Origin of the sequence: Pseudomonas rustica, assembly GCF_018336155.1 — a bacterium.
GTDB classification, from domain to species: Bacteria; Pseudomonadota; Gammaproteobacteria; order Pseudomonadales; family Pseudomonadaceae; genus Aquipseudomonas; species Aquipseudomonas rustica.
Genome location: NZ_JAGYHF010000005.1, coordinates 276716 through 301518, shown reverse-complemented (window position 1 = coordinate 301518; position 24803 = coordinate 276716). Strand labels below are relative to the sequence as shown.

At 60.0% G+C, this 24803-nt stretch carries 18 protein-coding genes and 1 pseudogene; 3 read left to right on the top strand and 16 right to left on the bottom strand.

The window, feature by feature from the left end; genetic code table 11:
- The first annotated feature begins 51 nt into the window (after positions 1-51).
- Complete coding sequence (locus KFS80_RS11635) at positions 52-1914, top strand: bifunctional O-antigen ligase/aminoglycoside phosphotransferase family protein (protein WP_212544881.1); 1863 nt, start codon at positions 52-54, stop codon at positions 1912-1914.
- Positions 1914-3131, top strand: coding sequence for an acyltransferase family protein (locus tag KFS80_RS11630; protein WP_212544880.1), 1218 nt, complete (start codon positions 1914-1916; stop codon positions 3129-3131). Before KFS80_RS11635 ends, KFS80_RS11630 begins: the two co-directional genes overlap by 1 nt.
- 18 nt (positions 3132-3149) lie before the next feature.
- On the opposite strand, the gene KFS80_RS11625 is transcribed toward KFS80_RS11630, so the two are convergent.
- The 16 genes and pseudogenes from KFS80_RS11625 to KFS80_RS27090 form a co-directional block, all read right to left on the bottom strand.
- Positions 3150-4034: a glycosyltransferase gene (locus KFS80_RS11625; RefSeq protein ID WP_159811711.1), complete on the bottom strand. Its 885-nt coding sequence runs from the start codon at positions 4032-4034 to the stop codon at positions 3150-3152.
- 50 nt (positions 4035-4084) lie between these two features.
- Entirely contained in the window at positions 4085-5239 is a 1155-nt protein-coding gene (locus tag KFS80_RS11620) for a glycosyltransferase family 4 protein (protein WP_212544879.1), read from the bottom strand.
- On the bottom strand, positions 5236-6672 hold the full coding sequence (locus KFS80_RS11615; protein WP_212544878.1) for a PIG-L family deacetylase: 1437 nt from the start codon (positions 6670-6672) through the stop codon (positions 5236-5238). The genes KFS80_RS11620 and KFS80_RS11615 overlap by 4 nt, the downstream gene beginning before the upstream one ends.
- Positions 6673-6680: 8 nt before the next feature.
- Positions 6681-7577, bottom strand: a complete 897-nt coding sequence (locus KFS80_RS11610; RefSeq protein WP_212544877.1) for an antimicrobial resistance protein Mig-14 — start codon at positions 7575-7577, stop codon at positions 6681-6683.
- Positions 7577-8707 (bottom strand): glycosyltransferase, encoded by a 1131-nt coding sequence (locus tag KFS80_RS11605; RefSeq protein WP_212544876.1) that lies wholly within the window; start codon positions 8705-8707, stop codon positions 7577-7579. Before KFS80_RS11605 ends, KFS80_RS11610 begins: the two co-directional genes overlap by 1 nt.
- A complete protein-coding gene (locus KFS80_RS11600; protein WP_008079282.1) occupies positions 8691-10448 on the bottom strand; it encodes a carbamoyltransferase family protein in 1758 nt (585 codons plus the stop codon). Before KFS80_RS11600 ends, KFS80_RS11605 begins: the two co-directional genes overlap by 17 nt.
- Positions 10449-10673: 225 nt before the next feature.
- Positions 10674-10814 (bottom strand): annotated as a pseudogene (locus KFS80_RS26950) (DUF3800 domain-containing protein); the annotation flags it as partial.
- Positions 10815-11145: 331 nt separating this feature from the next.
- Positions 11146-12597, bottom strand: coding sequence for a lipopolysaccharide kinase InaA family protein (locus KFS80_RS11595; RefSeq protein WP_212544875.1), 1452 nt, complete (start codon positions 12595-12597; stop codon positions 11146-11148).
- On the bottom strand, positions 12597-13349 hold the full coding sequence (locus tag KFS80_RS11590) for a lipopolysaccharide kinase InaA family protein (RefSeq protein WP_212544874.1): 753 nt from the start codon (positions 13347-13349) through the stop codon (positions 12597-12599). The genes KFS80_RS11595 and KFS80_RS11590 overlap by 1 nt, the downstream gene beginning before the upstream one ends.
- Positions 13346-14080 (bottom strand): lipopolysaccharide kinase InaA family protein, encoded by a 735-nt coding sequence (locus KFS80_RS11585; protein ID WP_053116718.1) that lies wholly within the window; start codon positions 14078-14080, stop codon positions 13346-13348. Before KFS80_RS11585 ends, KFS80_RS11590 begins: the two co-directional genes overlap by 4 nt.
- On the bottom strand, positions 14080-14886 hold the full coding sequence (gene rfaP / locus KFS80_RS11580) for a lipopolysaccharide core heptose(I) kinase RfaP (protein ID WP_212544873.1): 807 nt from the start codon (positions 14884-14886) through the stop codon (positions 14080-14082). The genes KFS80_RS11585 and rfaP overlap by 1 nt, the downstream gene beginning before the upstream one ends.
- Positions 14886-16007, bottom strand: a complete 1122-nt coding sequence (locus KFS80_RS11575) for a glycosyltransferase family 4 protein (protein WP_194935865.1) — start codon at positions 16005-16007, stop codon at positions 14886-14888. The genes rfaP and KFS80_RS11575 overlap by 1 nt, the downstream gene beginning before the upstream one ends.
- Positions 16007-17068, bottom strand: coding sequence for a lipopolysaccharide heptosyltransferase I (gene waaC, locus KFS80_RS11570; protein ID WP_212544872.1), 1062 nt, complete (start codon positions 17066-17068; stop codon positions 16007-16009). The genes KFS80_RS11575 and waaC overlap by 1 nt, the downstream gene beginning before the upstream one ends.
- A gap of 1 nt (position 17069) precedes the next feature.
- Entirely contained in the window at positions 17070-18104 is a 1035-nt protein-coding gene (waaF, locus tag KFS80_RS11565) for a lipopolysaccharide heptosyltransferase II (RefSeq protein ID WP_064387782.1), read from the bottom strand.
- Positions 18105-18833: 729 nt separating this feature from the next.
- Positions 18834-21773, bottom strand: a complete 2940-nt coding sequence (gene glnE, locus KFS80_RS11560; RefSeq protein ID WP_212544871.1) for a bifunctional [glutamate--ammonia ligase]-adenylyl-L-tyrosine phosphorylase/[glutamate--ammonia-ligase] adenylyltransferase — start codon at positions 21771-21773, stop codon at positions 18834-18836.
- Positions 21770-21895, bottom strand: a complete 126-nt coding sequence (locus tag KFS80_RS27090) for a hypothetical protein (protein ID WP_276514720.1) — start codon at positions 21893-21895, stop codon at positions 21770-21772. The genes glnE and KFS80_RS27090 overlap by 4 nt, the downstream gene beginning before the upstream one ends.
- Before the next feature lie 262 nt (positions 21896-22157).
- Between KFS80_RS27090 and aceE the strand changes: the two genes are divergently transcribed.
- Complete coding sequence (gene aceE / locus KFS80_RS11555; protein WP_008081364.1) at positions 22158-24803, top strand: pyruvate dehydrogenase (acetyl-transferring), homodimeric type; 2646 nt, start codon at positions 22158-22160, stop codon at positions 24801-24803.

Here is a 24803-nt window from a genome sequence, read left to right as displayed (position 1 = left end):
TAGCCATCATCCGAATGGTCGATCAACTTCTTCAGGATTGAATCTCACAGCATGCAACTTCGCGGCTTCAGCAGTACGTCCAATCGAGTCTTCGACTTCATTAGCCTGTGGATACTTCCCGTCGGCTATTTCCTGCTCCTGTGCGCGCTGTTTTTTTTGCCGGGCCGAAGTCTGCATCACAAGCTGTTTTACGGCTTGTTCAGCATTCCAACGCTGATCGCACTGTGCCTGCGCCCACGTGAACTCAAAGAATTACTGCGTGAACCGATCTTCGTCTCGCTGTTGATATTTGTCGCCTGGGCCCTGCTCAGCCTCAGTTGGGGGCCGCGCGAAGAAGGCCTCGCCGGGATGTTCAAACCGTCATTGCACACCTTGCTGCTGTTTGCCGGCACCTATCTGCTGGTGCGTTATCGCAGTGAGATCCTGCAACCTCTGCTGTTCGGCGCCGCGTTAGTGGCGTTGGTCGCAACGACGTGGTTCCTGTTCAGATTCGCCCATATTTACCAACCGGGCATACGTCTGATCGGCGGCGGCGCTTTCGACAACCCACTGCTCAGCTCGCACCTGTTCGGTTTCTTCAGCGCCTATTGGCTGAGCGTAACCATGACCTGCAAACGCCGCCAGATGATGTGGCTGAGTGTGCCGGCAATGGCAATCATGTTCATGGCGGTCATTGGCACCGGCTCCAGAACGCCGCTTGTGGCGCTGACCATGGCCGCGTTGTGGCTGTGCTTCATTTGCTGGAACCGCCGCTCGGTGGGCTTGTTGATCGGCCTGGCCCTTAGCGGCGTGACGGTCGCCTTCCTGTTTGCACAAATGATCATCGAACGTGGCGATTCGTATCGACTGGAAATCTGGAAACAAGTACTGCACATGATTGCCGACCATCCCTGGATCGGACATGGTTACAGCGCCACGTTGTCCGTCGACCCCGGCGTCGGCATCAATTTCCAGGAGCCACACAGCTTTGTCCTGGGCGTGCTGTATTACGTCGGCATTGTCGGTCTGGTGCCGTGGCTGTTCTTTATTTTCAGGGGCCTGCTGAGCAGTTGGCGTCAGCGCGTACAACCGCTGCTGATTGTCGCCTCGACACTGCTGATCTTTGGCATCGGCGCCGGGCTGACCGAAGGCGGCGGGATCATTTCGCGGCCCAAGGAACACTGGTTCCTGCTGTGGATCCCGTTGGCACTGATCGCGGCACTGAGCATCAATCAACGTGCGCGGCGACTGCTGACCCTGCCGGTGCAAAAACTCTCTGCGACTGACCTGCAGCACTTGAGCAATGGCGCTCAGGTCATCGAAGAAGACGGCCTTGGCCCGAAAGTCCTGCGCCTGACCGATGGCAGCTTCCTCAAACTGTTCCGCCGTCGCCGCTGGTACACCTCGGGCAGCTTCAATCCCTATTCCGAGCGCTTTGCCGTCAACAGCGAGCAGTTGCGCCTTATGGGCATTCCAACCCCGCAAGTGCTCAATCTTTATCGCCTCAACGATGGCAGCAGCGCCGTGCATTACGCCCCGCTGCCTGGCCACACGTTGCGTCAGGTATTGCAGAGCATTACCGCACCGGCCGTTCGTCAGGCGCTGGTCGAGCGTTTTGGCAAGTTCATGGCGCAATTGCATGAGAAAGGCGTGTATTTCCGCTCGCTGCACCTGGGCAACGTGCTGGTGCTGGAGGATGGCGAGTTCGGTTTGATTGATCTGGCCGACCTGCGCGTTTACCCTAGCCCGCTCAGTCTGGCCCTGCGCCAGCGAAATTTGCGCCATATGCAGCGCTATACCGTCGACAAACGCTGGTTGTTCGAAGACCACTTCGAAGCATTACTCCAGGGCTACGCCGTGATGGCGTCGCAATCTGCGGTGGATAATCTGCACAGGCAAGTGCTGGCCGGCAACACTGCGGCCCGAGTTCATTGATGATCGAAACCAACCCCCTCATTGCGCTGGCAGCCTATCTGCTGGCCATCGTATCCGCCGCGCTTTTGTTGCGCGTCGTACCGAAAATCGCCCGCCACCTGCAGCATTCCGGTGAAAGCCGCTATGCCAGCATCGATGGCCTGCGCGGCTACCTGGCGTTTGGTGTGTTCGTGCACCACGCTGTCATTACCTGGATCTTTCTGCGCACCGGCGAATTCGGCTTTCCGCCGAGCAACTTCTATTCGATGATCGGCCAGGGCAGCGTTGCGCTGTTTTTCATGATCACCGGCTTCCTGTTCTGGAACCGTCTGCTGACCCAAGGGCGTCAGCACGATTGGCTGGCCTTCGGCATTTCGCGGGTGTTTCGCCTGTATCCGCTGTACCTGCCGCTGATGTTGATCGTCTTCGTCACCGTGTTCCATTTGCAGAACTGGGAACTGAAAGAGCCTGGCAGCGCCCTGTTCAAACAGATTCTGGCGTGGCTGACCTTCGACCGTCCGGACATCAACCAATACCCGCAAACCGGCATGCTGATTTCCAACGTCACCTGGACGCTGGCCTATGAAGTGTTTTTCTATCTGGCGCTGCCACTGGCCGGGATGGTGTTCATCTATCGCGGCAGCTGGATACAAGTGGTGCTGTGCCTGATCGGCATTTACGCGCTGTATCAAGTGGTCGGCTGGGAGCACTCGCTGAAGAAGCACTTCCTCGCCAGTTTTCTCGGCGGGATCGCCGCGGCGTACTGGATTCGCAAGCCTGCGCTGGTGGCCTGGAGCCGCACACGTCTGGCGGGCGTGATTGCCGTGTTGGCGCTGGTGATTGCCTTCACCGCGTTCAACCGTGCGTTCAAGACCGGGCCGCTGTTCCTGCTGTCATTGTTTTTCGTGATCGTGGCGTCGGGCAACAGCCTGTTCGGTGCGCTCAAGCCACGCAGCATCCGCTGGCTCGGCGAGATCAGCTACAGCACCTATCTGCTGCACGGTTTTGTGTTGTGGCTGATGGTGCAGCGTCTGCCGCTGCTGCTGAATCTGGATGCGCGGGAGGCGGATGTCTATCTGCCGCTGATCGCGATCTGCACCTGCCTGCTGATTCTGATCAGCAGCCTGAGCTTTCTGTACATCGAGTTGCCGGGCATGGCCGCCGGCAAGAAGGTGCTGCAGTGGATTCGCTCGCGGCAGAAAGGCGATAAGCCGCTCTCGGAGAAAGTCGCCCGCTAAGCGCGGGCGACCGCTGTTTCAGCCCTTTTCCTGCGGCGAAAACAGTAACCGCCCAAGACCGCGCCAGGTCTTCTTGTTCCACGCCTTGAACGGGATCTGCTTCAGCAGCTCCCACGCCAGCTTGCGATTGCGGTTGGCGGTTTTCAGGAACATCGAATTCAGCGACTTGTAGCGCACTTCGTCGTACAGCGGATGATCGCTGAACAACGCGTAGATGCGCAGAATGCTTTCGATCATGAAGCGGTGATTCTTGTACGAGTTGGTCGCGTGCTTGCGATAGCGCGCCATCACCACGTTCAAGCCATCGATGAAATAACCGGCGCGGGTCACCTTCAGTTCGATGTAGAGGTCTTCGAGGCGAATCGTCGGGTCGAAGCCACCGACCTTGTCCAGCGCTTCGCGGCGAATCATCAGGGTCGGGGCTGGTGGATACGGTTTGCGCTCAAGGAACATGTCGTCGAAGTCCAGACGACGGAACGGCACATCACGGCGCTGACGCTTTTCCGGGTAGAGGTTGCCGTCGGCGTCCATCAACTCAATGTTGCCGGCACAAATCCCCACTTCCGGCTTGCCGTCCATGTACGCCACCTGAATCGCGATGCGCTCCGGGTACATGATGTCGTCGGAGCCGAATGGCACGATCAAGCTACCCTTGGCCCGCGCGATGGCGCCGTTGAGCGTATTGGTCAGGCCCTGATTCTGCTGCACACGGAAATCGAAACCGTACTGTGCCTGCAAGGCAGTGATGCGCTCGACGCTGTCGTCCTTCGAGCCGTCATCGACCACCAGCAATTCGATGTTCTGGTAGGTCTGATTGATGACGCTGAGGATGCTCTCCTCGATGTACGGGCCGTGGTTGTACGAGGCGATGATCACGGTGACGAGGGCGTTCGCTTCGCTCATGGCTTCTTGTTCGCTCAAGGCTGTTTGCTCGCCCATGGCTTTCTGCTCGCTCATGGCTGCTCCTTGCGTGCCTGTTCCAGGCCAGAGTCGATCAGATTGAGGTACTCCTGACGGAACACCTCGATGTCATGTTGTTCTTGCAGATAGCGGTAGGCTTGCTCGCCCTTGGCCTTGAGTTCGTCGTCGGACAGCGCGAGGTACTGATCCAGCGCCGCAACAATACTCGGCACATCCTTCGGCGTAATCGCCAGACCGCCAGCGCCTTCGATCAGCGGCACCATCGCCGGCACGTTCGAGGCGATCACCGGCAAATGTCCGCTCATGCCTTCCAGCAAGGCCAGACCCAAACCTTCGGCCAGCGACGGCATCGTCCAGATATCAAACGCGCGCACGTATTGCAGCGCGTTTTCCTTGAAACCCAGCAAGTGCGCGCGACCCTCCAAACCCAGTTGCTCGATCTCGGCAGCCAGCGGCGCTTGCAGGCGCCCGGCGCCAATGATCGCCAACTGCGTGTTCGGGTATTTGTCTTTCAGCGCGGCAAAAGCCTGCAACAGATAAGTGTGACCCTTGACCGAAACCAGCCGCCCCAGCGCGCCGATCAGGCGCACATTCGGGTCGATGCCGAGCAGCTCACGCGCCTTTTCGCGGCTGTGCTGCAAACCTTCGGCCTGTTCGATGTCGATGGCGTTGGTGATCGCGTAAGTATTCTGGTCGGTGAAGCCGCAATCGCAGTCCAGCAGGTACTGTTTGACAGCTGGCGAAACACCGACGAAGCGCCAGTGACGGTCGATCAGCCGCTGAGTTTGGCGACGACGGTAGAAGCGGTCGTACTCGCCGAAACCATGGGAGATGCCAATGCACAGCGGCACCTTCAACCAGCGGTTCAGGGTGAGCATCATGTTCACCGGTTTGAAGCGGTTGCAGATGACGACGTCGAACTTCTCGCGGCGGCAGAACTTGTACAGTTCCCACATCGCACGCAGGCGCATGCCTTTCAGGGATTTGTCGGAAAACTCGAAATACACCGAGCGATCGGCGCGGCTGACCGGCTCGCCAGGTGCAGGTTTGCCGCGCAGGAACGCTGCGGTGATTTCATAGCGATCCGACGGCAGCGCCTTGACGATCTGCTCGGCAAGGTCAGCGAAATCATGGGCTTTGACGTTGTAGTCAGGCTGCAGTTGCAGCACCTTCGACCGTTGACTCATAACTCTCCCCGATTGACGCCTGATTCACCCGGTTTCAGCAGCCACAGCAATTCCTGGCGTCTGACCGCTTTTCGAAAAAATTCGTTTTCGCCATACACCGACGGCGCGCGACCGGCCAGCAAACGCTGGATCAAGCGGCGCAAACGGCGCTTGAACGGCGCTGGCGGCTGCAAGTCATGCATCATGCCCAGCGCCATGGCTTTGTCGCGTTGCTGTTCGATAGTCAGCGGCAGGCACAGCGGCTGCATCGGTGCGGCGCCATCGAACGCCGGCGGCAGCGCGATGCCCTCACCGGCGTTGCCCATCGGCCAGCGATCGTTGTCGTGCAAATGATTGGCGTAACCGAGCAGGGTTGGCTGCCAGTCGAGGCTGCTGAGCACCTGCAACACGGCTTGTTGGCTGCAAATATGATCGGGGTGCGGATCAAGCGTCGGATGCGGCAGGACGATCACGTCCGGACGTGCGCGCAGCAGCACTTCGCGCAGGTCGGCCAGCAAATTGTTCCAGGTCGGCGCGCCATCGACATCGCTCGGCAAGCTGAACGGGTTCAACTGACGGAACAGGCGGGTATCACTCAGATCGGCTTCGCGTGAAGCCATCGCCTGATTCGGCGCTGCCTGCATCGCTGCCAGTTGCAGACAGAAGTAACCGAGTTGTACGCAGTTTTCCGCCGGCACACCGGCCCAGCGCGGCACGGCGAGGCTGTCCCAGGCGCGCAATCGACCCTTGAGCCGCGCGGCTTCGACCTTGTTCAGGCCCATCTGCTGATAATGCTCGGCTTCGATTTCGCCGGCGGTCAGGGTGACGATCCAGGCTTCATCGACCTGGCTGTACAGACCGTACGCCGCGAGTTCGGCATCGTCGGCGTGCGGTGCGATGACCATCACCCGCGAACGGCGGTAATCGGTTTGCTCCAACGCCCACAAAACCGGTTCACCGGAGACGCGACAGAAGCGCCAGCGCAAACGCAGCACACCTTGCGACAAGGCTTGCGCCTGACCGCTGAGGTTCAGATAGCGCAGACCGTTGACGCCTCGCTCGAAGGTTTGCGCGTCAGGATTTGTACCGCCCACCAGTTCGATGCGCGGATCGAAGAAGCGGCCCAGCCACGTGCTTTTGACCTGCACCGCGAGAATCAGCGTGGCGTCATCCATCACCATCACGCCGTCATCCAGACGCAATTGCTCGCCGTTCAGATGCACTTTCGGCTGTGGCGTAAACGGTGGAAAGCTGTACTGATAATCGTCTTTCGGCGAATAGAACAAATGATCGGCGAACCACGCCTCATGGGCGATCCAGCCGATCACCGCGAGCAGCAACGGCAACCACCAGGCGACCAGCACACCGATCGTGATCAACACGATCAACGCAATCAGCAGGCCGATACGTTTGTTGCGCCGGTGGCGCTTGAGCAGTTGCTGTTTGCGGCTCATGGGCGGGCTCATACGGTGAACACCGGCACAGGATTGCACCAGCGATCCTTGTATTCACGGTCGGCGCGACCGAAGGAAAAGCGCAGCGGCTTGTTCAGCGCGCGCGCATGTTCCCAGGCACTTTGCGTATTGAGGAAACTCAACACGCTGCCGGGACTGAATTCACGGGTTTCTGGGTCGACGCCGCCGTTGATGTATTCGACGCTGATCCACTCCGGCGCTTCGACGCGGTATACCAGTTGGATCGCAATCGGCGCCTCGTTGAGGAAGATCACCGAACCGATCAGCAACTCACGCAACAGCTCGATCACATCAGCCATGCGCGCCGCGCCGGTAGCGGGGAAACCCCAGCGACGCTGAAACAGATCGCAGTAGATCGCCGCCAGCTCAACGCTGGAGAAGTCGCTGACCGGACGCACCACGCCGCCCGCCTCTTCCAGCAGACGCAATTCGCGGCGCTGGTTGTAGCGAAACTTCTTCGACAATTCTTCCGGGGTGCGGGCCATGGCCAGTTGCTCGGTCTGCAACTTCATGCCGCTGAAGCGACTTTCGTTGAGCGCCGACAAGTAGCGTGCACGATGGCGCAGCGGGGCTTGGGCATCGACGGCGGCCGGCAGGATCAGCTCGGCGTTACCGAGGTCGAACAGGCCTTTCTTGCCGTTGCGCTTGAGCACGTCCTTGGACAGCGCGAGATCGCGGCCCCAGGTCGGGATCGCCGCTTTGATTTCGCCTTGCTGCTCCCAGGCCAGATAGCGCACCGGGATGCCGGCCAGATCAGCCAGACGCTCAACCACCAGCGGATGCGTGGCGACACTGCCGCCAAAACGCTGCCAGGTGGTTGCATAGGTCGAGGCGTCAACGGGCGACCAGCCACGTTCGCGCCAGCCTTGGAATCGGTTGAGCATCAGCCCCTCGGTGCCAGATCGATAACTTGCGGCAGACGCCAGAAGGTGTCGCGCACCGCACGGTCGGAGAATTGCTCACGCAGACGTTCGAGCATCATCTCGGCGCACTGATGGCGCTGTTGATCATCCATACCGGCCAAATGTTGCAAGCCCTGGGCAAGGCGATCGGCATCGCCCAGCGGGAACAGAATGCCCACGCCTTCGACGACTTCCTTCGCCCCGCCACACGCAGTGGCCAGCAACGGCACGCCGGCGGCCATGGCCTCCAGCAGCACCATGCCGAACGGTTCGTGATCGGAGCTCAGCGCGAAAACATTGAAGGCGCGGAAGAAATTGCGTGCGTCCGGCACCTGACCGAGGAACAGCACGCGATCGCCGATACCCAGCTCGCGCGCCAGCTCCTTGAGATCCTGTTCCAGGCGGCCCTTGCCGAGAATCACCAGTTGGCTGTTATCGGGCAACCCCGGCAGCGCGGCGGCGAAACCTTGCAGCAATGTCGCCTGATCCTTGTCCGGGTGCAGTCGACCAACGTTGCCGACAATCCACGCATCCGCCGCCAGACCCAAGGTCTCGCGGGCTTCGCGGGCGGACACCTGAGCAAATTGCAGCGCAGGCAGATCGATACGGTTGTACAGCGTCTGAATCCGCGCTTGCGGCCACTGCGGCAGGCAACGACGCATGTCGTCGCGCACCGCATCGGACACACCGAGCAGGCTCAGACGTTTACGGAAAATGTGCGCGAACAGCTTGCGCGTACGGCGTTGGTAATCACCAAACGCGTGGTGCACGCCAATCACCGGCAGTGACGTGCCGAGCAAGGCGATGTAGATCGGCTTGAAACGATGGGCGATGCAGAAACTGAAATTGCGTGAAGCGGCGATCTTGCGCAGATCGCCGATGGCGCCCAGCTTCAGGCCACGAATGGCCTTGGAGCTGTATTCCATGAACAACACTTCATCGGAGGCACACGCTGCGGCCACCTCGCTATCGGCGGCCCCGGTCAGAAAGACCGTGGTCACCCGATAACCGGTGCCCGCGAACAGGCTGGCGTACTGCCGTGCGCAGTCGAGGAACGGCCCGTCATAGCCGTGACAGAACTGCAACACATGGCGTTCAGCCGAGCGAGTCATAAGCGTTTGCGCCCTCTTTGACCACCAGAATGTCTTCCATGATCAGGTACTGCAGATCGGAGCCGAAGAACATGTTCAGCGCGTCGGTCGGCGAGCAGATCATCGGTTCGCCACGACGGTTGAGCGAAGTGTTCAGCGACACACCGTTGCCGGTGAGGACTTCCAGCGCTTTCATCATGTCGTAGTAGCGCGGGTTGTATTCGCGCTTGAGCACCTGGGCACGCGACGTACCGTCTTCATGGACGACTTCCGGCACACGGGTTTTCCACTCATCCGCGACTTCGAAAGTGAAGGTCATGAACGGCGCCGGGTGATCGATCTTGATCATCTGTGGCGCAACGGTGTCGAGCATCGACGGGCAGAAAGGCCTCCAGCGCTCGCGGAACTTGATCTGGTGGTTGATGCGGTCAGCCACGCCGGGAATGCTCGGGCAACCGATGATCGAACGACCACCGAGTGCGCGCGGACCGAACTCCATGCGGCCCTGGAACCAGGCCACCGGGTTGCCATCGACCATGATCTTGGCGATCTGCTCCGGCATGTTGTCGAGCTTGCGCCAGGTCGGCTTGTTCTCGTGACGGGCGCACGCGGCGATCACGTCTTCGTTGCTGTACGACGGGCCGAGGTAGACGTGTTCCATCTTCTCGACCGGTACGCCACGGGCGTGCGACACGTAAGCGGCGGCGCCAACAGCGGTGCCGGCATCGCCGGACGCAGGTTGTACGAACAATTCTTTAACGTCATCGCGGGCGATGATTTTCTGGTTGAGCTTGACGTTCAACGCACAGCCACCGGCGAACGCGAGTTTGCCGGTTTCCTTGAGGATGTCACCCAGGTAGTGGTCGATCATCTGCAGCGAGATCTTTTCGAACAGCGCTTGCATGCTCGCGGCGTAGTGAATATACGGCTCGTCAGCGATGTCGCCTTCGCGTTTCGGGCCCAGCCATTCGATCAGCTTCGGCGAGAAGTAGAAGCCTTTGCCCTTCTCTTTGTAGCGACGCAGGCCGATCACGTTGGCGTAGTCGGTGTTGATCACCAGCTCGCCGTTCTCGAACGAGGCCAGACGCGAGAAATCATATTTGCTGGCGTCGCCGTACGGCGCCATGCCCATGACCTTGAACTCACCGTCGAGCATCTCGAAACCGAGGAACTCGGTGATCGCGCCGTACAGGCCGCCGAGGGAGTCCGGGTCGAAGAATTCCTTGATCTTGTGGATCTTGCCGTTTTCGCCGTAACCGAAGAAGGTCGTGGCGTACTCACCCTTGCCGTCGATGCCGAGAATCGCGGTTTTCTCTTGGAAACCCGAGCAGTGGTAGGCGCTGGAGGCGTGAGCCAGGTGGTGCTCGACCGGCTCGATCTTGATCTTTTTCGGATCAAAACCCAGTTGCTCCAGGCACCAGACGATCTTGTTGCGATAGCGCTTGTAGCGGCGGTTGCCCATCAGAATCGCGTCAAGAGCGCGATCCGGTGCGTACCAGTAGCGCTTGGCGTAGTGCCAGCGCGCCTCGCCGAACAGGCTGATCGGTGCGAACGGAATCGCTACCACGTCAACGTCGGACGGCTTGATGCCAGCCTGCTCAAGGCAGAACTTCGCCGATTCGTAGGGCATGCGGTTCTTTGCATGCTTATCGCGTACGAAGCGCTCTTCCTCAGCCGCCGCCACCAACTTGCCGTCGATGTACAAGGCTGCTGAAGGATCATGGCTAAGGGCGCCGGACAGGCCAAGAATCGTCAATGCCACAGGGGTCTAGCCTCTTTAGTCTGCATGCAGGCGCAAGGCGCCTTGAAAATTGAAGTGCCCTCGCACCGGGCGAGAGACAGCTAAAGGGCGGGATTATAGCGTAAAAGCGCCAGCAAACCTCTAGCGGAACGGGCAAGCGCCCGCGTTGACACTTCCGGGCACGTCAACATAGACTCCGTGCAAATGGACTGGGGGATCCCGGTCGGCGCTAATGCCTCGGTGAGATCACCGGGGCTTTTCGCTTTCTGGGGCAGGGAAAATCTTCAAACCCCAGTTCTCGAATCCCTCTCCAACGTTGCTCCGCCCACCACTGCAATAGAATTTGCGCTTGAGCACATCAAACGCGCGATTCTCCTGACCTGCCCTTCGTTACTCCCGATTCGCTTGCGTTTTCAAAGAGAGAAAACTGCAAAACCGCTACCCACGACTTGATAAGCCCATGTATGAACGCAAACTTTCGCTGCCCTTTTAATCGTCAAGAGATGCCCTCCGATGTCGTCAGGGCAAATTAGCATCGGCGCTCAATCGGGCACAGGTTATGGGTTCTGGAGAAGTTGTAGGAGAAGTCAGCGGAGTTTGTGGCGTTTTTACGAGCCTCTTCGCGAGCAAGCCCGCTCCCACAGGTGACCGTGTTCCTCTAGTTGGAATGCGGTCGATGTGGGAGCGGGCTTGCTCGCGAAAGGGTCGAAGACCCGATTCAGGCAACGCTGGAGATGTCTTTGGGCAACCGCTGATCAATCACTTGATACAGCGCGCTGCTCTCGGGCCAGTTGCGCATGAAGCGTGCGCGGTCGCGGGCGTAGGCCGGGGCGAAGCTGCCGAGGGAGCGGTGTTGGCACATTGAGTCGAGATCGATCAGCGCCCAGCGATCGTCCTGCCAGAACAGGTTGTGGCCCTTGAAGTCGCCATGGCTGATGCGTTCGGCGATCAGGCGGGCGAACAGTTGATCCAGCGCCTGCAGCTCGGATTCCGGCGCGTTGCCGTTTTCAACATACGGCGCAAAGCGCTCGATGATGTCCGGGCCCGGCAGGTATTCGGTGATCAGATACGCGCGGCTGCGCAGCCACAGAAAGCGTTTTTCCAGCACGGCCAGCGGCTTCGGCGTGGCGATGCCGAGGAACGCCAGACGATTGCCTTCACGCCATGAATGCCAAGCGCGGCTCGGACGCCAGAAGCGTTTGAGCCAATGAGCAAAATTCTTGATGTTGTAGCGCTTGATCACCAGTTTGCGCCCGGCCACTTCAACCTTGCCGACGCTCGCCGCGCCGCCGGTCTTGTACAAATGGCCCTGATCGAGCAGCGCATCGGCCTGTTCCAGCACCGGCACCATCGCCGCCTCTTCTTCGCGACGAATAGCGCGCAGGGCAAACGCACCGCGCTGCACGGCAAACAGCGTGCACTCGCGACCGACCTTGATCAGGTAATCGCGCAGACGCCAGGCGCGCACTTTGTCGATCTGCTTCTGCAATGCTTCCAGCGGCAACGCGTGTTCGCCGTTGCTCAGCAGGTAATACACCAACAACTCTTCAGTGAACGGCTCCAGTGACTTGGGCAACTGAGCGAAAAACACACCGAGATTTTCCAGCACTTTCTGCCGCGACAACGGCTGGCCAGCGGTTTCCGCGCAGATGCCGGCACCGTCGATCAAGTACAACTGGCCGCCGTGACGCAGCAGATTGTCGAGGTGCAGGTCTTCCTGCCAGAGGCCCTTGCTGTGCAACTGCGCAATCGCGCCGAGTGCGTCGCCCAGCACCGCCGATTGTTCATCCGCCAGCACCGGCAACGACTCGACCTGTTGCCAGGCATCGCCAAGGCTTTCAGCGTCTTCAAGGAATTCGAACAGCAGCCAGCCGCCCTCGCCTTCCTTCAAGCCATCGGCCAACAGCAGCGGCGTGGTCAAGCCTTGCGCCGCCAGCAGCTTCACGCCATTGAGTTCACGCTGAAAATGCCGCGCCGCTTTGCTGCCGACCAGCAATTTCGCCAGCACTGGCCGACCGCGCCACACACCGGCACCGACATAACGCTGCCCCGGCAGCACCCGCAGCAGACTCAGCAACTGCAAATCGGCAGGCCCGGCGGCATCGGCCAGGGAAATCGTCAACGGCAGACTCGGCGTGCGCCCGGCGTTTTTCAGATCGGACAATTGCATCAGCGAGTCTCCTTGCGACTACGCCGCGCGGTCAGCCGCGTAACCCAGGCATCGACCAACGAACTGTCGGTCGCCTGATCGACATAAGCCGCAAGCAGCTCGCGCAGTTGCGCCTCGTTCCATTGCGGCGCACGGCGCACCAGTGGCTCCAGATCCTTGACCCGATCGCGCATGCCCCACAGCAGTGGCCGGGTTTTCTCCAGGTCGATCAACTGCGCGCGATAATCAGCGCCGTCGGCCTGCAAAAAAATATGTTTCGGGTAAAAACAGCCGTGCACCTGACGCAGACCGTGCAGCAGCCGCGCCAGTTGCCCGCAGGCCTTGAGGATCGCTGATTGCTGCGCGGCGGTCAGTTCCGGCCAGCGCTGCAACAACGAATCAAGATCATCCCAGCCATCGAGGGCGCGGGTCAGCAGGATCGCGCGGACTTCGCCGTCGACCTTGCGCTGGCCGAAAAACGCCGCTTGCAGCGCCGGAATCCCCAGCGTGTTGTAACGGCTGATATTGCGAAACTCACGGGCAAAACTCGGCTCACCAAACGGCGCGTGCAACGTGCGCGTCAAGTAGTTGCTCTGGCGCTTGAGGTAGTAGGCGTGCCCCTCCAGCTCCAGGCGAAACACGCTGCTCCAGCCGCCACCGTCGGTGTTCGGCTCGTCCACTGCTTCAAGCTGTTTGGCCCAGAGCGCGTCGAAGGTGCCGAGGCCATGGCGCTCGAGCAGCGCACGGTCTTCAGCGGCCAGAAAATCAGTCATTCGCGTCCCTCGAAAAATCTCACCACGTGGCGAATGCGCTTCTTGTCAGCGGCATTCAGGCGATCACGCCCACGGTATTGCAGATAAAAGCGCAGGCGCTGGGTGTTCGACAGGTGATATTTGGCAACCTTGTCGAGGCAGGCCAGATCCTTGGTGATGCGGTACTTGAGCCAGAAACCGCGCCAGAAATCGCCGTTCGGGCAGTCGATCAGGAACAGTCGATCCTGATCGTCGATCAGCAAGTTGCGCCACTTCAGATCGTTATGGGTGAAGCGGTGATCGTGCATGGTCCGCGTGTAAGCGGCCAGTTGCCGGCTGACACCATCGACCCAGGCGCGATCCTTGAGTTTCGGATCGTTGCGCTCAGCCAGCGCCGAGAGATCCTCGGTGCGCGGCAGTTCGCGGGTGATCATCGCGCCACGGTCGTACGCCGCGCCACGTCGCTCCAGACCCCAGGCCACCACTTCGGCGGTGGGAATGCCCCACTTGGCGAAGCGCTTGAGGTTCTGCCATTCCATCTTCACGCGCGGCTTGCCGAGGTAACGGCGCAAGCCTTTACCGGCGCCGACGTAGCGTTTGACGTAATAGTTGACGCCGTTGCGCTCGACCCGGACGACTTCCGACAGCGGATCGCGAGTCAGCCGTTCGCCTTGCAGGGCGAACACCGCTTCGAGGCTGCCAAAATCTTCGGCGAGTTCACTGTATTGCGGTTCCAGAATCCAACCCGCCATCAGAGCGCATCTCCGTAGCGCTGTTTACGCGCATAGAGCTTGTTGGCCTTGCCTTCGAGCCAGCTCAGCAACGGCGCTTCTTCGGCGAGAATCTGCCGCAGCGGTTGCTGGAAATAGCCCTTGAGGAAACGCAGCTTGTCGCGGCGGGTCAGGCCGATGTCCAGCGCGGAAAAGTACAGCGCGGCCAGATCCTTGTTGCGCCAGCGCTGGGTGATTTTCGCGCGGGTCTGGGCACGGTGCAGGTCGATCACCGAAAGCTTGAAATCTTCTGCCGTCACCGGTTTATCGGTGTGCAGCAGGAAGTGGCAGATGTAGCAGTCGCGATGGTTGACGCCGGCGCGGTGCATCATGCCGGTCATGCGCGCGACTTCGGCGATCAGCGCGCGCTTGAGCGTTGGCTCCGGCGGCTGCTTGATCCAGTCAATGCTGAAGTCTTCCAGGCTGACGGTCGGCGCCAGTTCTTCGGTGACGATAAACGAGTGCTGATCCGCCGGGTTGCTGCCCTTCTCGCCGTACGCGACGGCGGTCATGGTCGGCACGCCGACTTCCTGCAGACGCTGGATGGCCTTCCATTCCTGACCCGCGCCGAGTACCGGCAGCTTGGCGGTCAGCAGGTTTTTGAAGATTTCGCCCCAGCCGATGCCACGGTGGATCTTGACGAAAAATCCGTTACCGTCGACTTCCGTGCGCAGTGTCCGGCGTGCTTCCAGCTCGCGGTATACCTCGCCCTGCAAGCCTTCGACTTCGGCGAACGGGTCGCGTCCGGCCCAAAGGCTTTTGAACGGTTCAGCCAGCATCAACTTCATTAAGCGTGCTCCGCCAGAATCACATCGGCCGCGTGTTGCGGCATGCTGTAGAGGTCGGCCGTCTCCGCGAAGGCCAGACCATTGCGGCTCCAGGCCGCGCGTGCAGCGTCGTCATGCAACATTTCAGTCAGGTATTGCGTCAGCTGCGCCTGATCGAACGGTTCGTCCAGCACTCGCCCGGCGTCGGCCTCGGCGATGTAATGGGCGTAACCGCAGACCGCGCTGACCAGCACCGGCAACCCGGCGACCAACGCTTCAAGCAACACAGTACCGGTGTTTTCGTTGTACGCCGGGTGAATCAACAGGTCGGCGCCGAGCAGGAAACGCGGGATATCGCTGCGCCCTTTGAGGAACGTGACGTTATCGCCCAGACCCAACGTCGCGCTCTGCATCTGGAATAATTTGGGGTCATCCTGGCCGATTACAAACAGCCGCGTGCGCTTCTTCAGTTCGGCGGGCAATGCCGCGAGTGCTTTCAGGCTGCGATCGACGCCTTTGGTTTTGAAGCCCGAACCGATCTGCACCAGCAGCAGTTCGTCATCCTTCAGATTGAATTCGGCGCGGAAACCGGCGCGGATTTCGTCAGCATCCGCTGGACGGCGACGATCCTGAGCGATGCCCGGTGGCAGCAAGTGGAAGCGCTCAAGCGGCGTGTCGTAATGCTTGATGAACAGCGGCTGCTGCACTTCGGAAATCATCAGCACTTCGGTCTTCGCATCTTTGGCGAACACCGCGCGCTCGTATTCGGCGAAGTGGCGATAGCGGCCCCAGCGGCGGTACAGCGAATTGCGCAGGTTCTGCGCCTTGTCTTCGAAGCAGCCGTCGGCGGCGTAATAGACGTCCAGCCCCGGCATCTTGTTGAAGCCAATCAGGCGATCAACCGGGCGCTTGGCCAGATCCGCTGCCATCCATGCGCTGAGTTTTTCGTTGCGACGATGATTGAAGAAGGCTTTGACCGGGGCCACCAGCACTTCAAAACCGGGCGGCACGTCGCCTTCCCAGATCAGCGTGTAGACGCGGATCTGATGCCCGCGTTTCTGGCATTCGAGGGCGATGCGCATGAAGTCGCGCTGCAAGCCACCGAACGGGAAATATTTGTACAGGACGAATGCCAATTGCATCAGCGCAGCTCCTCAGCCATTAACAACGTGCTCAGTCGGCTGGCGACACGCTCGGGGTTCAGACGCGTAAAGCACAGAGGCTGTTCACGCTTCAGGTCAAACTGACGGGCATCCTGCGCGGTCGGTTGATAGGTACATTTCTTTTGCAGGCACGGCGCGCACGGGAAGTCGCTGGCCAGGTGAATCTGCAGTTTGCCGTAAGCGCCGGTCAGGCCCGGGTTGGTCGGGCCGAACAGCGAAATGGTCGGCACGTCCAGTGCCGCTGCCAAATGGCCGAGGCCGGTGTCCACCGCCACGCAGGCTTGCGCGCCGGCGAGGACTTTGCCGACGCCGGCCAGATTGAGTTTCGGCAGCACTTCGGCATGTTTGAAACCGGCGGCGATGCGTTCGGCGCGAGCCTTTTCCTGCGGGTTGCCCCACGGCAGCTTGACGCCGACGCCGAGGTAACCGACGCGTTCAGTCAATTCGCGCCAATAGCTTTCCGGCCAGTGTTTGGTGTCCCACGTGGTGCCGTGCAGGAACACTACGAAGGCGTTTTTGCGTGGCAGTTCGACCAGACGTTCGACGTTGAGGCCGTAGTCGCCCAGGCCTTTTGGCAGGTCATAACCAAGGGCAATGGCGAACAGTTGGCGCACGCGTTCGACGGCGTGTTGGCCACGGGCCACGGCCAGTTTGCGATCGTAAAAACGCGCGGCCATCGGCTCACGGGCCGAACCTTTGTCGAGTCCGGCCACCGGCGCTTTGACGTAACGGGTCAGCCAGGCGCTTTTCAGCAGGCCTTGAGCGTCGATCACCAAGTCGTATTTGTTCGTGCGCACGCTTTGTTTGAAGCGTTTCCACTCGCCGCTGGTGATGGTTTTCCAGAGGTTTTTGCGCCAGCGGCGGATCGCCACCGGAATCACTTTGTCGACGGCCGGGTGCCAGGTCGGGATCTCGGCAAAACCTTCTTCAACGACCCAGTCGAATTTGATCCCGGGGATCGCCCTGGCGGCGTCGGTCAGCGCCGGCAACGCATGAATCACGTCGCCCAGCGATGAAGTCTTGATCAACAGTACCCGCAACTTAATGAACCTCGACCACGGAGCCCTGCAATTTCTGCAAGGCATCGTTGACCGCGTCCGGCATCAGCTGGCGCAGGCAGTTGTAATGGCCGAAGCGGCAGGTACGGTCGAAGCATGGGCTGCAATCGAGACCAAGGCGAACCACTTCGACGTGCTCGGCCAACGGCGGGGTGAAGCCCGGCGAGGTTGAGCCGTAGACCGCGACCAATGGACGATTCAGGGCGGCGGCGACGTGCATCAGGCCGGAGTCATTGGAGACCACCGAGTCGGCGCAGGACATTAGGTCGATGGCTTCGGCCAGCGAGGTGCCGCCACTGAGGTTGACCGATTCTTCGCGCAGGCCCGGGATCAATCGGGCGCGAATGTCTTCGCCGACCGCGTGATCGTTTTTCGAGCCGAACAGCCACACTTGCCAGCCTTCGCGGATACGCGCTTCGGCGACTTTGGCGTAATGCTCGGACGGCCAGCGTTTGGACTCGCCGAACTCGGCGCCGGGGCACAGGGCCAATACCGGGCGATCGAGGCTCAGGCCGAACTTGGCCAGCGCCGCTTCGCGGGTGACCGGGTCGATTTGCAGGCTTGGACGTGGATAGGGTTTCGGCAGCTCGGCGTTCGGCTCATAGGCCAAGGCCATGAAACGCTCGATCATCAGCGGATAGCGTTCTTTGTCGAGGGTGCGCACGTCGTTGAGCAGGCCGTAACGGAATTCGCCACGCCAGCCGGTGCGTTTCGGGATGCCGGCGAAGAACGGCACCAGCGCCGATTTCAGCGAGTTGGGCAGCAGGATCGCTTGATCGTACTGACCGCGCAGGGATTTGCCGATGCGCCGACGCGTCGCCAGTTCCAGCGCGCCGTGGCCGAGCGGGAAGCTCAAGGCCTTGCGCACTTCGGGCATGCGCTCAAGGATCGGCCGGCTCCACTCGGGGGCCAGCACGTCGATTTCGCATTGCGGGTGGCGCTGCTTGAGACACTGAAAGAGTGTCTGCGCCATCACCATGTCACCGACCCAACTGGGCCCAACGATCAGAATATTCATGTGGTTTCCAAAAACGAACCGGGGAGGCATTTACGCCTCCCCGCCTCGAGAATTCTACAAACACTGTAGATCTACTGTGGGAGCGAGCCTGCTCGCGATGGGGTCTTCACATTCAACATTATTGTCGTCTGATACTCCGCTATCGCTGGCAAGCCAGCTCCCACAGGGTTTTGCATCCGTTCCAACATCTGCGATTTACCGCAGATCTATTGTAGGAGTGAGCCCGCTCGCGAAGAGGCCGGCACATCCGAAATCAATGTTGCCTGACACTCCGCCTTCGCGAGCAAGCCCGCTCCCACAGGGTTTTGCATCTGTTCACATATCTGCGTTTTAGCGCAGATCACTGTGGGAGCGGGCTTGCTCGCGAAGGGGCCGGTACATCCGAAATCAATGTTGCCTGACACTCCGTCTTCGCGAGCAAGCTCGCTCCCACAGGGTTTTGCATCTGTTCACATATCTGCGTTTTAGCGCAGATCACTGTGGGAGCGAGCTCGCTCGCGAAGGGGCCGGTACATCCGAAATCAATGTTGCCTGACACTCCGTCTTCGCGAGCAAGCTCGCTCCCACAGGGTTTTGCATCTGTTCACATATCTGCGTTTTAGCGCAGATCACTGTGGGAGCGGGCTTGCTCGCGAAGGGGCCGGTACATCCGAAATCAATGCTGCCTGACACTCCGTCTTCGCGAGCAAGCTCGCTCCCACAGGGTATTGGGTGCTGCATAAACTGTTTTCAGCTTAGCCCCATCTCTTTCCAGATCCGCAACACCTGTCGCCGTTCTTCAACAAACTGGTCGCCTGCAATCACCCCCGGGTCCTTCTGCAAGGCCTGCCGGTGGGCGGCGGAGCGGTAGGCTTTGTAGGCCTCGCGCAACAGGCTGGCGTCTTCGGCGGGCATCAGCCCTTCGTGTTCCAGCTCTTCCGTGATACGGATGTTATCGGTCCAGCGCAGCAATGGCGGGTGGTTGTGCGACCACGCCAGGGCCGCGTATTGCACCATAAATTCAATATCGACGATACCTCCGGCGTCCTGCTTGAGGTCGAACGGCGCCGTAGCGTCGAAGGCATTCGCCGCGGTGCCGGCCGCGGTGCTCTTGGTGCCGAGGTTGTCGCGCATCTTCGCGCGCATCTCGCTGACTTCCTGTTGCAACTTGGCCAGATCCCGCGCTTTGCCCAAAACTTGCGCGCGAACCTTCTCGAACGCTTTGCCAACATCCTGACTGCCGACCAGTACCCGCGCCCGCACCAGGGCCTGATGCTCCCACGTCCACGCTTCATTTTCTTGATAACGAGCAAACGCGCCGAGCGAACTCACCAACAGCCCGGACGCACCGGACGGCCGCAGACGCATATCCACTTCATACAACTGGCCAGAGTTGGTCTGCGCCGTCAGCAAGTGAATGATCCGCTGCCCCAGTCGGGTAAAGAACTGCGCGCCATCAATCGGCTTGGCGCCGTCGGTTTCCACCTGTGGATCACCGTCGTGGATAAACACCAGATCCAGATCGGAACCATGCCCCAGTTCCAGCCCGCCGACTTTCCCGTAACCGACAATGATGAAGCCGGAATCGCACAAGGTGCCGTCGGTGCGCAGCGGCGTGCCGTGTTTGGCCACGGTCTGGCGCCAGGCCAGGGCCAGCACTTGCTCCAGAATCGCCTCAGCGAGCCAGGTCAGGTAATCGCTGACCTTCATCAACGGCAGGCTGCCGGCGATTTCCGAGGCGGCGACGCGCAAGCGGTGCGCCAATTTGAAATGACGCAGGGCTTCCATTTGTTGTTCGAGGTCGTCTTCGGGGATTCGCGTCAGCCGCTCGCGCAACTCGGCGGCCAATTCCGGCGCCAGGGGCGGCTTGAACAAACGCCCTTCGTTGAGCAATTCATCCATCAGCAGCGGGAAGCGAGTGATCTGCTCAGCAATCCACGGGCTCGCCGCGCACAACGTCAGCAAGCGCCGCAGCGCACCGGGGTTTTCCGTGAGCAAGACTAAATAAGCCGAACGCCGAGCGACCGCTTCCACCAGCGGCAATACGCGCTCAAGCACCAGATCGGGGTTGGCATGCTCAACCGCTTGCGCCAACAGGCGCGGAATAAACGCATCAAGGCGCTCACGCCCCAATCGCTGCATCGCGCGCAATTGCGGGCTGCCGCGCAAACCGGCCAGTGCCTTCAGGGCTTTGCTGGCATCAGCGAAACCGCCCTCTTCCAGCTGTCGGCAAGCCGCCTCTTCGTCCTGCTCCTCTTCCCACAACGGCAACCATTCACCGCCGACCACCACTTCGCTTTCGGTGCCTTCTTCCTCGTCGGGATCGGCAATCACCTGCGCAAAGTGCCAGGCGACGCGGCCGCGCCAGAACATCAGCTTCTCGTGGAAAGCGTCCCAATCGGTAAAGCCGAGCATGAAAGCAATGCGCGCCTGATCCTGCGCGCCGTCCGGCAGCATCTGCGTCTGACGGTCGGCAATCGCTTGAATCGCATGCTCGGTGTAACGCAGAAATTCGTAACCTTCACGCAACTCGCTGATCACCGCTGGCGGCAGATAGCCCTGCCCTTCCAGCGTGCTCAACACCTTTAATAGAGGACGCTGTTGCAGGCTCAGGTCGCGGCCGCCGTGGATCAACTGAAAGGCCTGAGCAATAAACTCGACCTCACGAATCCCGCCGGAACCCAGCTTTATGTTGTCGGCCATGCCCTTGCGCCGCACTTCCTGCTGGATGAGCTGCTTCATGGTGCGCAGCGCTTCGATCGCCGAGAAGTCCAGGTAACGCCGATAAACAAATGGCCGCAGCATGTCGAGCAACTGCGCACCGGCGACCTGATCGCCGGCCACCACCCGCGCCTTGATCATCGCGTAGCGTTCCCAGTCGCGGCCCTGATCCTGGTAATACTGTTCCAGCGCATTGAAGCTCAGCACCAGCGCGCCGGACGAACCGTACGGGCGCAGGCGCATGTCGACGCGGAACACAAAGCCGTCGACGGTCATCGGATCCAGCGCCTTGATCAGGCGCTGGCCGAGACGAATGAAAAACTCCTGATTATCCAGCGAGCGTTTCACGCCCACCGTTTCGCCGCCCTCGGGGTAGGCAAAAATCAAATCGATGTCGGAAGACAAATTCAGCTCGACCGCGCCGAGCTTGCCCATGCCAAGGATGACCATGGGCTGCGGCTCACCGCTGCGGCGGCCGGTCGGCGTGCCGAATTGTTCGCAATGGCGGCTGTACAACCATTGATAGGCTTGATCGATGGTGGCGTCGGCCATGTCCGAGAGATCGCGGCAGGTCTGCACCAGATCAGCCTGACGGGTAAGGTCACGCCAGATGATCCGTACTTGATGGCGCGCCCGTTGGCGACGCAGGGCGCGACCGAGTTCGTCTTCGGTCTGTGCCGCGTTCACCGCAGCGGAAATCTGCGCACACAATTCACCCGGTGCGAACGGCCGGTCGAGTTCGCCAGACTGCACCAGCGCGAGCAACATCAAAGGGTCACGAATGCTCTGTTCAATGACGAACTCGCTGGCAGCGGTGACGCGGGCGAATTGCGCCCAGCGTTCTGGCGTCCAGGTCGAGAAGCCGTGATCGTCTTCCAGTTCGGCGACGGCCGTACGGAACGACTGTTCGGATCGAGTGACCAACGGCAGGAGGATGGCAGGCAGTTCGGCAAACACGGGCAGGGTCATGGTCTATCCTTGATCGGCGTGTAATCAGCCGCTTGTAGTGAATGGTGAAAACCCGCTACCTGAAGGACTGTCGAACAAAAGTTAGAAATAGCTGAAATTTCTTCTTCTTTAGCATCCAGCATCAAAGTTTCACCTTTTACGGATGGTAATCGACCAACCTTAACGATTATTCTCACAACGCAGTCAGAGGCCACAAGCCTTTCATCTGTAGTTTTACTACTCGTCTATACATCCGAAAGGCTGAAATGCTCAAAGATTTGTAGTAAAACTACACGCCGCCGGAACAACCTGTCGGCAATCCAAGAATTTTAAATCGTCTGCCCACAAGGCCAGTCGCAAACTCAGGCAACCGATTCTGGAAGCCTTTCCGCCCTGGAGCAAGCCATGCAAGACCTCGATCCCGTCGAAACCCAGGAATGGCTGGACGCCCTGGAATCGGTTCTCGACAAAGAAGGCGAAGACCGTGCTCACTATCTGATGACCCGTATGGGTGAACTGGCAACCCGCAGCGGTTCGCAGCTCCCTTACGCCATCACCACGCCTTACCGCAACACCATCCCGGTAACCCACGAAGCACGCATGCCTGGCGACCTGTTCATGGAACGCCGCATTCGCTCGCTGGTACGCTGGAACGCGATGGCCATGGTAATGCGTACGAACCTGAAAGATTCCGACCTCGGTGGTCACATCTCCAGCTTCGCTTCCAGTGCGACCCTGTATGACATCGGCTTCAACTACTTCTTCCAGGCCCCGACCGACGAACACGGCGGCGACCTGATCTACTTCCAGGGCCACACTTCGCCAGGCGTTTACGCCCGTGCGTTCATGGAAGGCCGCATCACCGAAGACCAGATGAACAACTTCCGCCAGGAAGTCGACGGTCAGGGCCTGTCGTCCTACCCGCACCCTTGGCTGATGCCTGACTTCTGGCAGTTCCCGACCGTATCGATGGGTCTGGGTCCGATTCAAGCGATCTACCAGGCACGTTTCATGAAGTACCTGGAACACCGCGGTTTCATCCAGCCGGGCAAACAGAAAGTCTGGTGCTTCCTGGGCGACGGCGAGTGCGACGAGCCGGAATCCCTGGGCGCGATCTCCCTGGCCGGCCGCGAGAAGCTGGACAACCTGATCTTCGTCATCAATTGCAACCTGCAGCGCCTCGACGGCCCGGTTCGCGGCAACGGCAAGATCATCCAGGAACTCGAAGGCGTGTTCCGCGGTGCTCAGTGGAACGTGACCAAAGTCATCTGGGGCCGTTTCTGGGACCCGCTGCTGGCCAAAGACGTCGACGGCATCCTGCAACGTCGCATGGACGAAGTCATCGACGGCGAGTACCAGAACTACAAAGCCAAAGACGGCGCGTTCGTTCGCGAGCACTTCTTCAACACGCCAGAACTCAAGGCGATGGTTGCTGATCTGTCCGACGACGAGATCTGGAAACTCAACCGTGGCGGCCACGACCCGTACAAGGTCTATGCGGCGTACCACGAAGCGGTCAACCACAAAGAACAACCAACCGTCATCCTCGCCAAGACCATCAAAGGTTATGGCACCGGTGCCGGCGAAGCGAAAAACACTGCGCACAACACCAAGAAAGTCGACGTCGACAGCCTGAAGTTGTTCCGCGATCGTTTCGACATCCCGGTCAAGGACGAAGAGCTGGAGAACCTGCCGTTCTTCAAGCCAGAGCCAAACAGCGCCGAAGCCCGCTACCTCAGCGAGCGTCGCACTGCACTGGGCGGTTTCGTGCCACAGCGCCGCGCACAAAGCTTCAGCGTGCCGACGCCGGATCTGGACACCCTCAAGGCCATCCTTGACGGTTCCGGCGACCGTGAAATTTCCACCACCATGGCCTTCGTGCGGATCCTCGCGCAACTGGTCAAGGACAAGGAAATCGGCCCGCGCATCGTTCCGATCATTCCGGACGAAGCCCGTACTTTCGGTATGGAAGGCATGTTCCGTCAGCTCGGCATCTACTCGTCCGTCGGCCAGCTCTACGAGCCAGTCGATAAAGACCAGGTGATGTTCTACAAGGAAGACCAGAAAGGTCAGATCCTTGAAGAAGGCATCAACGAAGCAGGCGCCATGAGCTCGTTCATCGCCGCCGGTACTTCGTACTCCAGCCACAACCAGCCGATGCTGCCGTTCTACATCTTCTACTCGATGTTCGGCTTCCAGCGTATCGGTGACCTGGCCTGGGCCGCTGGCGACAGCCGTACCCGTGGCTTCCTGATCGGCGGCACCGCCGGCCGTACCACCCTGAACGGTGAAGGTCTGCAACACGAAGACGGTCACAGCCACCTGCTGGCTGCAACCATCCCGAACTGCCGCACCTACGATCCAACCTACGGCTACGAGCTGGCGGTGATCATTCAGGACGGCATGAAGAAGATGACCGAAGAGCAACAGGACATCTTCTATTACATCACCGTGATGAACGAGTCGTACCAGCAGCCAGCCATGCCGGCCGGTGCCGAAGAAGGCATCAAGAAAGGCATGTACCTGCTCGAAGAAGACACCCGCGATGCGGCGCACCACGTACAGCTGATGGGCTCCGGCACCATCCTGCGTGAAGTCCGTGAAGCGGCGAAGATTCTGCGTGAAGAGTTCAACGTTGGCGCTGACGTGTGGAGCGTTACCAGCTTCAACGAACTGCGTCGCGACGGCCTCGCTGTCGAGCGCAGCAACCGTCTGAAGCCGGGCCAGAAGCCTAAGCTGAGCTACGTCGAAGAGTGCCTGAACGGCCGTAAAGGTCCGGTCATCGCCTCTACCGACTACATGAAGCTGTTCGCCGAGCAGATCCGTCAGTGGGTCCCGTCCAAGGAATTCAAAGTCCTCGGCACCGATGGTTTCGGCCGCAGCGACAGCCGCAAGAAACTGCGTCATTTCTTCGAAGTTGACCGTCATTTCGTGGTGTTGGCAGCCCTGGAAGCACTGGCTGACCGTGGTGATATCGAACCTAAGGTTGTGGCTGAAGCCATCACCAAGTTCGGCATCGACCCGGAAAAACGCAACCCACTGGACTGCTGA